Below are 13,036 nucleotides of genomic sequence, written 5' to 3' on the forward strand. Positions count from 1 at the left end.
GGCGAGGTGGATATGTTTATCCTTGAAACGCTGAATTTCGTTGTTGATATATTAAAAGTCCCGTCGGTTCTGGTGGGCTTAATAGCCTTAATTGGCCTGGTCGCTCAGAAGAAATCTTTTTCTGATGTGGTGAAAGGGACCATTAAAACCATACTCGGTTTTATTGTGCTTGGCGGCGGGGCCACGGTGCTGGTTGGGTCATTAAATCCGTTAGGCGGAATGTTTGAACACGCCTTTAATATTCAGGGCATTATTCCCAATAACGAGGCAATTGTTTCTATTGCGCTAGAGAAATACGGTGCCTCTACCGCGCTGATTATGGCATTCGGTATGGTGGCAAATATCATTGTCGCCCGCTTTACGCGTCTGAAGTATATCTTCCTGACCGGGCATCACACCTTCTACATGGCATGCATGATTGGGGTCATCCTCACCGTGGCGGGCTTTGAGGGCGTTGGTCTGGTGTTTACCGGGTCGCTGATCCTCGGTCTGGTGATGGCCTTCTTCCCGGCGCTGGCGCAGCGTTACATGAAGCGCATTACCGGCAACGATGACATTGCTTTTGGTCACTTCGGTACCCTGGGCTATGTTCTCTCCGGCTGGATTGGCAGCAAGTTCGGCAAAGGCTCTCGCTCGACTGAAGAGATGAACCTGCCGAAGAACCTGAGCTTCCTGCGCGACAGCTCTATCTCCATCTCGCTGACCATGATGATCATCTACCTGATCATGGCGGTGAGCGCCGGCCGTGACTACGTTGAGGCGACCTTTAGCGGCGGTCAGAACTACCTGGTCTATGCCATCATCATGGCCATCACGTTCGCCGCGGGGGTGTTCATCATCCTGCAGGGTGTGCGCCTGATTCTGGCGGAAATCGTCCCGGCCTTTACCGGCTTTTCTGAAAAACTGGTGCCGAATGCACGTCCGGCTCTGGACTGCCCGGTTGTCTATCCGTATGCGCCAAATGCGGTGCTGATTGGCTTCCTGTTCAGCTTCCTTGGCGGGCTGGTGGGGCTGTTTATCTGTGGGCAGTTCAGCTGGGTGCTGATTCTGCCTGGTGTGGTGCCGCACTTCTTCACCGGCGCTACCGCGGGCGTGTTTGGTAACGCCACCGGGGGACGTCGTGGAGCGATGATTGGTGCGTTTGCCAACGGCCTGCTGATCACCTTCCTGCCGGTTCTGCTGTTGCCGGTGCTGGGGGCAATTGGATTTGCCAATACCACGTTCTCGGACGCTGACTTTGGCGCTGTCGGGATCGTGCTGGGTAACCTGGCGCGCTTCCTGTCGCCGCTTGCCATCACCGGCCTTGTTGTGGCGTTGTTCGCACTGCTGGTGGCGTACAACGTGTTCGCTAAAAACAAATCTGCGGGCGATAACGCGCAGGAAAACACCGGAGCCAAATCATGAATGAGAATGAGATAACCCATCTGGCGCGTCAGATCCGCCTTGAAACGCTGAAAATGCTGACCCAGCTGGGCTTTGGTCACTACGGCGGCAGTATGTCGGTTGTTGAAACCCTGGCCGTGTTGTACGGCGCAGTGATGAAAATTGACCCGGCCGACCCGGACTGGCCAGAGCGTGACTACTTTGTCTTGTCAAAAGGACATGCTGGCCCGGCGCTGTACAGCACCCTGGCGATCAAAGGCTACTTCCCGATGGAAGAGCTGGGCACGCTGAACCAGAATGGTACGCGCCTGCCGAGCCATCCGGACCGGCTAAAAACGCGCGGGGTGGATGCTACCACCGGCTCGCTGGGGCAGGGGATTTCCATCGCCGGTGGAATGGCGCTGTCGCATAAGCTGGCGGGACGCCCCAACCGGGTTTTCTGTATCGTCGGCGACGGCGAGCTGAACGAAGGGCAGTGCTGGGAAGCGTTCCAGTTTATTGCACACCATCGCCTGAATAACCTGACCGTATTCGTTGACTGGAACAAACAGCAGCTTGATGGCGAACTCGACGACATTATCTGTGCGTTCGATCTGGAAGGAAAATTCCGTGCCTTCGGGTTTGACGTGGTGACGGTGAAAGGAGATGACATTCCGGCACTGCTGGAGGTGACATCGCTGGTTCCGGCGGCGGATGCTCGCCCGCTGGTGGTGATCCTCGACAGTATCAAAGGGCAGGGCGTGCCGTATCTGGAGCAACTGAGTAACTCGCACCATCTGCGATTAACCGCCGAGAGCAAGGCGGCCCTCAACGAGACGATTCGCCAACTGGAGGCTTCACATGATTAAGGTTGCACCTGCAGGTCAGAAAGACGCCGTTGAGATGCGTAAAGTCTACGCGGGGTTTGTGGCACAGCAGATTGAAGCCGGGAGCGACATTATCGCCCTCGAGGCGGATCTGATGAGCTCAATGGCGATGGATGGCGTGGCGCGTGATTATCCGCAGCATGTGATTAACTGCGGCATCATGGAAGCTAACGTTATGGGGACGGCGGCGGGGCTGTCGCTGACCGGACGCAAGCCGTTCGTGCATACCTTTACCGCCTTCGCCAGCCGTCGCTGTTTCGACCAGCTGTTTATGTCCCTGGACTACCAGCGTAACAATGTGAAGGTCATTGCCTCAGATGCCGGCGTGACGGCCTGTCATAACGGCGGCACGCATATGTCGTTTGAAGATATGGGCATCGTGCGGGGGCTGGCCCATTCGGTGGTGCTGGAGGTAACGGATGCGGTGATGTTTGAAGATGTACTGCGCCAGCTTATTGACCTCGAAGGTTTCTACTGGGTGCGTACCATCCGTAAGCAGGCCCCGAGCGTGTATGCGCCGGGTTCGACATTTACGCTTGGCAAGGGCAACGTACTGCGCGAAGGCAGTGACATCACCCTGATTGCCAACGGCATTATGGTGGCGGAAGCGCTTGAAGCGGCGCGTCAGCTCGAACAGGAGGGCGTCAGCGCCGCGGTGATCGACATGTTTACCCTTAAGCCGATTGACCGGATGCTGGTGAAAAACTACGCCGAGAAAACCGGACGTATCGTGACCTGCGAAAACCACAGCATTCATAACGGGCTGGGATCGGCAGTGGCGGAAGTGCTGGTGGAAACCTGTCCGGTGCCGATGCGTCGGGTGGGCGTGAAGGAGCGTTACGGCCAGGTGGGGACACAGGACTTCCTGCAGAAGGAGTATGGCCTGACGGCACACGACATTGTGTCGGCGGCGAGGGAGTTGTTGTAAATAAAAAAGGCGACCCTCGGGTCGCCTTTTTAGTCAGTAACGTATTACTGCTGTTGTGAAGACTGGATCGCGGTCAGAGCGATGGTGTAGACGATATCGTCAACCAGCGCGCCACGGGACAGGTCGTTCACAGGTTTGCGCATACCCTGCAGCATTGGCCCGATGGAGATCAGGTCTGCAGAACGCTGTACCGCTTTGTAGGTGGTGTTACCGGTGTTCAGATCCGGGAAGATGAACACGGTAGCGCGACCCGCAACCGGTGAGTTCGGTGCTTTGGATTTCGCAACGTCAGCCATAACCGCGGCATCATACTGCAGCGGACCGTCGATCATCAGATCAGGACGTTTTTCCTGTGCCAGACGTGTCGCTTCACGGACTTTCTCTACATCGCTACCTGCACCAGAAGTACCGGTGGAGTAGGAGAGCATTGCCACGCGAGGTTCAATACCGAAGGCAATCGCGGAATCGGCAGACTGAATAGCAATCTCAGCCAGCTGCTCTGCAGTTGGATCCGGGTTGATCGCACAGTCACCGTAAACGTAAACCTGTTCAGGCAGCAGCATGAAGAACACGGAAGACACCAGAGAACTGCCTGGCGCCGTTTTGATCAGCTGCAGCGGTGGACGGATGGTGTTCGCTGTGGTGTGAACCGCACCGGAAACCAGACCGTCAACTTCGTCCTGCTCCAGCATCAGCGTGCCCAGCACAACGTTGTCTTCAAGCTGCTCACGCGCTACGGCTTCGGTCATGCCCTTGCTCTTACGCAGCTCAACCAGGCGCGCAACATAGCTTTCGCGAACCACTTCCGGGTCGACGATTTCAATACCTGCACCCAGCTCAACGCCCTGAGAGGCAGCAACGCGGTTAATTTCATCCGGGTTACCCAGCAGCACACAGGTCGCGATGCCGCGCTCTGCACAGATGGCAGCCGCTTTAACGGTACGTGGTTCGTCGCCTTCTGGCAGAACAACACGTTTGCCCGCTCTACGTGCCAGCTCGGTCAGCTGGTAACGGAAGGCCGGAGGAGACAGACGACGGCTGCGCTCGGAGGTTGCCGTCAGGGATTCAATCCAGTCTGCGTTGATGTAGCCCGCAACGTATTCCTGCACTTTCTCGATACGCTCATGGTCATCAACCGGCACTTCCAGGTTGAAGCTCTGCAGGCTCAGAGAGGTCTGCCAGGTGTTGGTGTTCACCATAAAGACTGGCAGGCCAGTGGCGAACGCACGCTCGCACAGCTTGCTTACGCGTGGATCCATCTCGTAAGCACCGGTTAGCAGAATGGCGCCGATTTCCACACCGTTCATCGCGGCCAGGCACGCAGCAACCAGCACGTCAGGACGGTCAGCAGAGGTCACGAGCAGAGAGCCTGCGCGGAAGTGTTCCAGCATGTGCGGAATGCTACGCGCACAGAAGGTCACAGACTTCACGCGGCGGGTGTTGATGTCGCCTTCGTTAATCACGGTAGCGTTCAGGTGACGCGCCATGTCGATTGCACGGGTAGCAATCAGGTCGAAGCTCCATGGCACCACGCCCAGTACTGGCAGCGGGCTGGAATCCTGCAGAGTCGCCGGATCAACTTTAACCACTTTCGCTTTAGAAGAGTCATCGAAGATTTCGGACAGGTCAGGACGGGTACGACCTTGTTCATCAACCGGTGCGTTCAGTTTGTTAACGATAACGCCGGTGATGTTGGTATTTTTCGCGCCGCCGAAGCTGCTGCGGGTCAGTTCGATACGCTCTTTCAGCTGTTCCTGGTTATCGGTACCCTGGGACATGACGAACACGATTTCAGCATTCAGCGTTTTCGCGATTTCGAAGTTCAGAGACTGAGCGAACTGGTGTTTGCGGGTCGGGACCAGGCCTTCAACCAGCACCACTTCCGCGTCTTGCGTGTTAGCGTGATAGTTGGCGATGATCTCTTCCATCAGCACGTCTTTCTGGTTGCTGGACAGCAGAGATTCAACGTGGCTCATCTTCAGCGGTTCAGCCGCTGGCAGATTGGAGTTCTTACGCACGATGGTGGTGGTCTGGTCTGGCGCATCGCCACCGGCACGAGGCTGGGCGATAGGCTTAAAGACACTCAGACGAACGCCTTTGCGTTCCATAGCACGGATAACGCCAAGGCTGACGCTGGTCAGACCGACGCTGGTTCCGGTAGGGATCAGCATAATAGTACGGGACACGGTTTATCCTCTTTCGTTACCGCCGACAGGGGGCGGGCTACAAAACAGCACCGCCAGCATTGCTGGCGGTGTGGAATCAGGCAGTCAGGCGGTGCGCGTCTTGCGCGATGACCAGCTCTTCGTTAGTTGGGATAACGATAGCCGGACGGGTGCCTTCTTTGTTGATGAAGCCAGACTTGCCGAAGCGGGCAGCCAGGTTACGCTCGTGGTCAACTTCGAAGCCCAGAACACCCAGTTTACCCAGGGACAGTTCACGAACCATTGCCGCGTTCTCACCGATACCACCGGTGAAGATAACCGCGTCCAGACGACCGTCCATCAGCGCAGTGTAAGAGCCGATGTACTTCGCCAGACGGTGGCAGTAAACGTCCATTGCACGTTTAGCGTCTGCTTTTTCTGCGTAGTTGTCTTCAACATAACGGCAGTCGCTGGTGACTTCGGTCAGACCCAGCAGGCCAGACTCTTTGGTCAGCATTTTGTTGATCTGATCAACGCTCATGCCCAGGGTGTCGTGCAGGTGGAAGATGATCGCCGGGTCGATGTCACCGGAACGGGTACCCATCACCAGACCTTCCAGCGGGGTCAGACCCATGGATGTATCAACACATTTACCGTTGCGGATGGCAGAAACAGAACCACCGTTGCCCAGGTGGCAGGTGATGATGTTAACTTCTTCAACCGGCTTGTTCAGCACTTTAGCGGCTTCCTGAGTCACATAGAAGTGGCTGGTGCCGTGCGCGCCGTAGCGACGAACGCCGTGCTCTTTGTACAGGCTGTACGGCAGGGCATAGAGGTAAGATTCTTCCGGCATGGTCTGGTGGAACGCAGTGTCGAACACAGCCACGTTTTTGTCTTTCAGCTGCGGGAAGGATTTCAGCGCTTCAGCGATACCGATCAGGTGAGCTGGGTTGTGCAGCGGTGCGAAAGAGGCAGAGTCTTTAATGCCCTGAATAACCGTTTCGTCGATAACGACGGAACGGGTGTATTTTTCGCCGCCGTGGACGATACGGTGACCAATCGCAGTCAGCTGAGCAGACAGTTCTGGTTTTTGTGCCAGAATAGTGTTAACGATAAAGTTCAGCGCTTCACTGTGAGCGGCGCCTGCACCTAAAGCCGCTTCCTGTTTGCTGCCGTCCATCTTCCACTTGATACGTGCTTCAGGCAGATGGAAACATTCGGCCAAACCAGAGAGGTATTCGTCACCGTTGAGCGCATCGATGATGGCGAATTTCAGTGAGGAGCTACCGCAGTTCAGAACCAGTACTAACTTACTCGACATGGAAGTACCTATTATTGATACGTGGCTAAAAAAACGTCAGGGAGTCTAAAAGCGTAACGCATAATGACTCAGACATTTATGATTAACATCATGCCAAACGAACATTGTGGCATGATGGAAGAAATACATATGATTTTATGCCATTTTGAACATTTTTCAGCCAATGGCATAATATGCGATAATTTGACGAGTTAATGGTTCTCGTCTAAGGGCCTATCAGGCTGGCACAGAATACCCGATACGGGGTGCTGATGACAAAATATTTTGAACGTTGTCATAGCCTGTTGTGGTTTTGCACGAAAATTTTAATTTTTATATGTGAAGTTGAGGTACAGCCATGTCGACACCAGAGAACCCGTCCGTGAATTTTTTCAGTCTGTTTCGTCGGGGACAGCATTACGCAAAGACGTGGCCAATGGAAAAGCGCCTTGCGCCCATGTTTATTGAGAATCGCACGATCCGCGCCACGCGCTATGCGATTCGCTTTATGCCACCTGTCGCCATCTTTACGCTCTGCTGGCAAATCGCGCTGGGTGGGCAGCTTGGCCCGGCCGTTGCGACGGCACTTTTCGCGTTAAGTCTGCCGATGCAGGGTCTGTGGTGGTTAGGTAAACGTTCTATCACGCCACTCCCGCCTTCTATTTTACACTGGTTTTATGAAGTTCGCGGGAAACTGGAGGAAGCCGGGCAGGCGCTTGCCCCGGTCGAAGGCAAGCCCGATTACCAGGCGCTGGCTGACACGCTCAAGCGCGCTTTTAAGCAACTCGACAAAACATTCCTCGATGACTTGTGATTGATCATCGAAACGACGAATAAAAGAAGGCACAGTAACTCACCGTTACCGTGTCTTTTTTTTACAGTGCAATGCGCTACAGGAGTCGAAAGATGGAAATGACCCATGCTCAACGTCTGATTTTGTCCAACCAGTACAAAATGATGACTATGCTTGATCCCGATAACGCTGAGCGCTACAGCCGCCTGCAGACAATCGTCGAACGTGGCTTTGGTTTGCAGATGCGTGAACTGGACCGCGAGTTTGGTGAGATGAAAGAAGAAACCTGCCGCACCGTGATCGACATTATGGAGATGTATCACGCCCTGCATGTTTCCTGGACCAATCTCAAAGATCAGCAGTCCATTGACGAACGTCGCGTCACCTTCCTGGGCTTTGATGCCGCAACGGAAGCGCGTTATCTGAGCTATGTGCGTTTTATGGTGAATACGGAAGGGCGCTATACCCATTTTGACGCGGGCACACACGGCTTCAATGCGCAGACCCCAATGTGGGAAAAATATCAGCGCATGCTGAGCGTCTGGCACGCCTGCCCGCGCCAGTACCATTTAAGTAACAATGAGATTCAACAAATTATTAATGCCTGACGGAGGTGCTTGTGCAGTGTAGAGGTTTTCTGTTTGATTTGGACGGTACGCTGGTGGATTCGCTGCCGGTTGTGGAGCGTTCATGGTGCCATTGGGCGGACAGACATGGCATTGACCATCAGGAAGTACTGAATTTTATCCATGGCAAACAGGCCATAACCTCATTGCGGCACTTCTTAGCAGGACGTTCTGAGGAAGAGATTCAGGCGGAGTTCAGCTATCTTGAGCACATTGAAGCCACCGACACGGATGGCATCACAGCGCTGCCGGGGGCGCTTGAACTGCTTGAACATCTGAACGAAGCCCAAATCCCGTGGGCGATCGTCACCTCCGGCTCGGTGCCCGTTGCCCATGCCCGCCACAAGGCCGCAGGGTTACCGACGCCCGAAGTGTTTATCACGGCAGAGCGCGTGAAGCGCGGCAAGCCTGAACCGGATGCCTTTTTGCTCGGTGCCGAACTGCTTGGCCTGGCACCAGCCGATTGTGTGGTGGTGGAGGATGCGGCCGCAGGCGTCCTGGCGGGGTTGAACGCCGGAAGCCACGTCATCGCCGTTAATGTTCCGGCGGGTTCACCCCGCCTGAACGAGGCGGATCTGGTGCTTAACACGCTGACGGCGATTAACGTTGCGAAGGCACCGGACGGAGTTGTAACCGTCTCGCTTAAAATGTAATCCCATGATATAGCCCCACATTGTTGGGGCTTTTTTATGGCAAAATTTTGTCTCCTCCACTGACAAGGATATGTTGTGAACGGTGAACTGATTTGGGTCCTGAGCCTGCTTTTAATCGCCATCCTTCTCTTTGCCTCAGGCAAGGTGCGCATGGATGCCATCGCCTTGTTTGTCATCGTTGCCTTTGTGCTGAGCGGTACGCTCACGCTTCCGGAGGCTTTCTCCGGATTTAGTGATCCCAACGTTATCCTGATTGCCGCCCTGTTTATTATTGGCGACGGGCTGGTGCGCACCGGCGTGGCGACCATTATGGGGTCGTGGCTGGTCAAGGTGGCCGGCAACAGCGAAACCAAAATGTTGATCTACCTGATGCTGACGGTTGCCGGGCTGGGGGCGTTTATGAGCTCCACGGGCGTCGTCGCCATCTTTATCCCGGTGGTGCTGAGCGTCTCCATGCGGATGCAAACCTCGCCGTCGCGCCTGATGATGCCTCTGAGCTTTGCCGGTCTTATCAGCGGGATGATGACGCTGGTGGCGACCCCGCCGAACCTGGTCGTCAACAGTGAGCTAATCCGCGAAGGGTTTGAAGGCTTTAGCTTTTTCAGCGTGACCCCACTTGGACTGGTGATTCTGGTGCTGGGCGTGGTCTACATGCTGTTAACCCGTTTTGCCCTGAAGGGGGAAAAACAGGATAAAAGCAAAGACGGCTGGAAACGACGGACCTTCCGCGATCTGATCAAAGAGTATCGTCTGACCGGGCGAGCGCGCCGTCTGGCTATCCGCCCCGGCTCGCCCCTCATTGGCCAGCGTCTTGACGACCTGAAGCTGCGCGAGCGCTATGGCGCGAACGTGATCGGCGTAGAGCGCTGGCGTCGTTTTCGGCGGGTGATTGTTAACGTCAACGGGGTGTCGGAATTCCGTGCACGCGACGTTTTGCTGATTGATATGTCCACCGCCGATGTCGATTTGCGCGAGTTTTGCAGTGAACAGTTGCTGGAACCCATGGTGCTACGTGGGGAGTATTTCTCAGACCAGGCGCTGGATGTCGGCATGGCCGAAGTGTCGCTGATCCCGGAATCAGAATTACTGGGTAAAACCGTGCGCGAAATCGGCTTCAGGACCCGCTATGGGCTAAACGTGGTGGGCTTAAAGCGTGATGGCGTGGCGATGGAAGGGGCGGTAGTGGATGAGCCTATCCTGCTCGGTGATATCTTCCTGGTCGTCGGCAACTGGAAACTGATCGGTCAGCTCGGGCAGAAAGGCCGCGACTTTGTGGTACTTAATATGCCGGTTGAAGAGAGCGATGCTTCTCCGGCGCACAGCCAGGCACCGCATGCGATTTTTTGCCTGGTGTTGATGGTCGCACTGATGCTGACTGACGAAATTCCAAACCCCATTGCGGCCATTATCGCCTGTCTTCTGATGGGGAAATTCCGCTGTATTGATGCCGAAAGCGCCTACAAAGCCATTCACTGGCCGAGCATCATTCTGATTGTCGGGATGATGCCCTTTGCCCTGGCGTTACAAAAAACCGGTGGGGTGGATTTGATCGTCAAGGGACTCATGGACGCAGGCGGTGGATACGGGCCTTACATGATGCTGGTCTGCCTGTTTATCATGTGCGCCACGATAGGCCTGTTTATCTCCAATACGGCCACGGCAGTCCTGATGGCACCCATTGCACTGGCGATGGCGAAATCAATGGGGGTTTCGCCGTACCCGTTTGCCATGATCGTCGCTATGGCGGCATCTGCAGCGTTTATGACTCCGGTCTCGTCACCGGTCAATACGCTGGTGCTTGGCCCGGGAAATTACAAATTCAGTGATTTTGTGAAGATAGGCGTGCCCTTCACCGTGCTGGTGATGGTGGTGTGCGTGATACTGATTCCCGTGCTGTTCCCGTTTTAAACCCTGATGCCGGGTGGCGATGTCGCGACCCGGCATACCGTCAGAGAGGGGAGTCCTGACTGATCTCGTCCAGCGACAAATGGAAGCTCGGCACAAACACCTGCATGAAATAATCCATCTCTTCGCTGCGGCGTGATTCCAGCGTTTTTTCCAGACGCGTTTTCGCCAGCAGAAATTCGTTATTCCCCGCGGACAGCTCTTCCAGACATTTCAGGTAAGCGCATAGCGCATCCGCCTGCTTAACCAGCAATTTTTCCTCTTCCGTGTACTGATGCTCATCAATCAACGGCTCAAAAATATCGCGCAGCTCGTCCGGCACCATGTCGATCAGTTTCTGCTGAGCAATCTTCTCAATGGCCTTATATTCCTGGGCTATCTGCGAGTTGAAATATTTCACGGGTGTCGGTAAATCCCCGGTCAGCACTTCCGAGGCATCGTGATACATCGCCAGCAGGGCAATACGTTCAGCGTTAACCTGCCCGTTGAATTTCCGGTTTTTAATGGCAGCCAGAGCGTGAGCGACCATCGCAACCTGCAGACTGTGCTCCGACACATTCTCGGTGCGGACATTGCGCATCAGCGGCCAGCGGTTGATCAGTTTAAGGCGGGAGAGGTGGGCAAAGAAATGACTCTGACTCATAGGTTACCTTTTGTCTTCACTGCGACAGACTTCATTGTGCGGGGAGGGGAGGCAAGATGCAAATCAGGCTACCGAAGTAGCCTGATTTTAAGATTACTGGTGGTAACCTGAGAGGAAACGTCCAAAGCGGCTGATGGCCATCTCGAGGTCATCTTCACGCGGCAGGGTAACGATACGCACGTGATCCGGCCACGGCCAGTTAAAGGCGGTACCCTGAACCAGCAGCACTTTTTCCTGCAGCAGGAAATCGAGCACCATCTTCTGGTCGTCATGAATATTAAAGCGTTTCGCGTCGATTTTCGGGAACATGTAGAGCGCGCCGTTCGGCTTCACGCAGGAGACGCCTGGAATATCGTTGATAAGCTCCCACGCGCGGTTACGCTGCTCATATAAACGCCCGCCCGGCACGATAAACTCGCTGATGCTCTGATAGCCGCCGAGTGCGGTCTGGATAGCATGCTGCGCCGGCACGTTGGCACATAAACGCATAGAGGCGAGCATTTCCAGCCCTTCAATATAGCCTTTCGCATGTTTTTTCGGGCCGTTTAAGACCATCCAGCCCTGACGGAAACCGGCCACACGGTAGGTTTTAGACAGGCCGTTAAAAGTCACGGTCAGCAGGTCCGGAGCCAGTGCGGCGATAGAGTGGTGCTGCGCCGCGTCATACAGGATCTTGTCGTAAATTTCGTCGGCAAAGATGATCAGGTTGTGCTGGCGGGCGATCTCCACGATCTCCATCAGCAGCTCTTTTGAGTAGACCGCGCCCGTTGGGTTGTTCGGGTTAATAATGACGATGCCGCGCGTGCGTGGGGTAATTTTCGCACGAATATCATCGAGATCCGGGAACCAGTCAGAGGACTCATCGCAAAGATAGTGCACGGCTTTACCGCTGGACAGGGATACGGCCGCCGTCCACAGCGGATAATCCGGCGCGGGAACCAGCATTTCGTCGCCGCTGTTCAGCAGCGCCTGCATGGCCTGCACGATCAGCTCAGAGACGCCGTTGCCGATATAGATATCTTCAACGGTAACATCACGCATATCGCGCGCCTGGTAGTGCTGCATGATGGCTTTTCGTGCGGAGTAAAGTCCTTTTGAATCGCAATAGCCTTGCGCAGTGGGCAGGTTGCGGATCACATCAACCAGAATCTCATCCGGCGCTTCAAAACCAAATGGCGCAGGGTTACCAATGTTGAGTTTCAGAACCTTATTGCCTTCTTCTTCAAGGCGTTTAGCCTCTTTCAGAACCGGGCCACGGATGTCGTAACAGACGTTATCTAGCTTGCTGGATTTTTCGATAGGGGACATGAACCTTTAACCTTTTCGCGATTGTTGCCACTCCCTGCCGTGGAAGTCAGCACGGAATAATGTACTCCCCCCTCGCTTCGTTTTGAAGGGCGGGCAGGAGAAGATTTTGTGGAGTGAATGAAAATAGAGTGAATCTTTTTCGCTATCAGCGAACAATTTAACTGACGTAAAGTAAGGTTAATGGTGTGAAAGTAGGTTTATTGTGCTGTTAAATAATATAAATGCTGTATATTGTGCTGATAAAAATAAATAATATCCGCAACCTGCGTGGCAGTTACGCTGAGTGACCTTTCGTAAAACCTGAATGCTTCGTTACGTGGCGTTGTAATAGTGTGCATTGGCTAAAAGTTACTCATGTGAAATTAATGTTAAGTGTTATTAATGAATGGCCTTAATCTAAATTAAAATTTATTTATTATTAACCGACAAAATGCAACTTTAGTTAATTTTAATAAAATTAGTTGAGAAGCTTAACAACCCTCATAAA

The 13,036-nt window shown here is 54.3% G+C and carries 11 protein-coding genes; 7 read left to right on the forward strand and 4 right to left on the reverse strand.

Annotated elements, in window-relative coordinates; genetic code table 11:
* Positions 1 to 12: 12 nt before the first annotated feature.
* Genes BJ887_RS02960 through BJ887_RS02970 form a run of 3 tightly spaced genes read left to right on the forward strand, consistent with a single transcriptional unit; the run spans position 13 to position 3,177 of the window.
* The gene (locus BJ887_RS02960) at positions 13 to 1,404 is read left to right on the forward strand and encodes a PTS ascorbate transporter subunit IIC (RefSeq protein WP_020883137.1); all 1,392 of its coding nucleotides are present in this window, start codon (positions 13 to 15) and stop codon (positions 1,402 to 1,404) included.
* Positions 1,401 to 2,231, forward strand: coding sequence for a transketolase (locus BJ887_RS02965; protein ID WP_121339224.1), 831 nt, complete (start codon positions 1,401 to 1,403; stop codon positions 2,229 to 2,231). Before BJ887_RS02960 ends, BJ887_RS02965 begins: the two co-directional genes overlap by 4 nt.
* Positions 2,224 to 3,177 carry a transketolase family protein gene (locus BJ887_RS02970; protein ID WP_025203581.1) on the forward strand — a complete coding sequence of 318 codons (954 nt, stop codon included), beginning with the start codon at positions 2,224 to 2,226 and terminating at the stop codon, positions 3,175 to 3,177. The genes BJ887_RS02965 and BJ887_RS02970 overlap by 8 nt, the downstream gene beginning before the upstream one ends.
* 44 nt (positions 3,178 to 3,221) lie before the next feature.
* Here the strand turns inward: BJ887_RS02970 and pta are convergent, their stop codons facing one another.
* Positions 3,222 to 5,363 carry a phosphate acetyltransferase gene (pta, locus tag BJ887_RS02975; RefSeq protein ID WP_121339226.1) on the reverse strand — a complete coding sequence of 714 codons (2,142 nt, stop codon included), beginning with the start codon at positions 5,361 to 5,363 and terminating at the stop codon, positions 3,222 to 3,224.
* 76 nt (positions 5,364 to 5,439) lie between these two features.
* A complete protein-coding gene (gene ackA / locus BJ887_RS02980; protein WP_014171008.1) occupies positions 5,440 to 6,642 on the reverse strand; it encodes an acetate kinase in 1,203 nt (400 codons plus the stop codon).
* Positions 6,643 to 6,979: 337 nt separating this feature from the next.
* Here ackA and yfbV point away from each other — a divergent pair, with 337 nt between their 5' ends.
* The 4 genes from yfbV (at position 6,980) to BJ887_RS03000 (ending at position 10,601) form a co-directional block, all read left to right on the forward strand.
* A complete protein-coding gene (yfbV, locus tag BJ887_RS02985) occupies positions 6,980 to 7,435 on the forward strand; it encodes a terminus macrodomain insulation protein YfbV (RefSeq protein ID WP_008502875.1) in 456 nt (151 codons plus the stop codon).
* A gap of 92 nt (positions 7,436 to 7,527) precedes the next feature.
* Entirely contained in the window at positions 7,528 to 8,022 is a 495-nt protein-coding gene (locus BJ887_RS02990; RefSeq protein WP_020883140.1) for a YfbU family protein, read from the forward strand.
* Between the two features lie 11 nt (positions 8,023 to 8,033).
* Complete coding sequence (locus tag BJ887_RS02995; RefSeq protein ID WP_059305524.1) at positions 8,034 to 8,693, forward strand: sugar phosphatase; 660 nt, start codon at positions 8,034 to 8,036, stop codon at positions 8,691 to 8,693.
* Between the two features lie 75 nt (positions 8,694 to 8,768).
* A complete protein-coding gene (locus BJ887_RS03000; RefSeq protein WP_014171004.1) occupies positions 8,769 to 10,601 on the forward strand; it encodes an SLC13 family permease in 1,833 nt (610 codons plus the stop codon).
* A 40-nt stretch (positions 10,602 to 10,641) separates the two neighbouring features.
* On the opposite strand, the gene yfbR is transcribed toward BJ887_RS03000, so the two are convergent.
* Both yfbR and alaA read right to left on the reverse strand, forming a co-directional pair.
* The gene (gene yfbR, locus BJ887_RS03005) at positions 10,642 to 11,241 is read right to left on the reverse strand and encodes a 5'-deoxynucleotidase (RefSeq protein ID WP_014171003.1); all 600 of its coding nucleotides are present in this window, start codon (positions 11,239 to 11,241) and stop codon (positions 10,642 to 10,644) included.
* A 93-nt stretch (positions 11,242 to 11,334) separates the two neighbouring features.
* Positions 11,335 to 12,549, reverse strand: a complete 1,215-nt coding sequence (alaA, locus tag BJ887_RS03010) for an alanine transaminase AlaA (RefSeq protein WP_014171002.1) — start codon at positions 12,547 to 12,549, stop codon at positions 11,335 to 11,337.
* Between the last annotated feature and the right edge of the window lie 487 nt (positions 12,550 to 13,036).

Source organism: Enterobacter sp. WPR_3_1, assembly GCF_003635055.1.
GTDB classification, from domain to species: Bacteria; Pseudomonadota; Gammaproteobacteria; order Enterobacterales; family Enterobacteriaceae; genus Enterobacter; species Enterobacter ludwigii.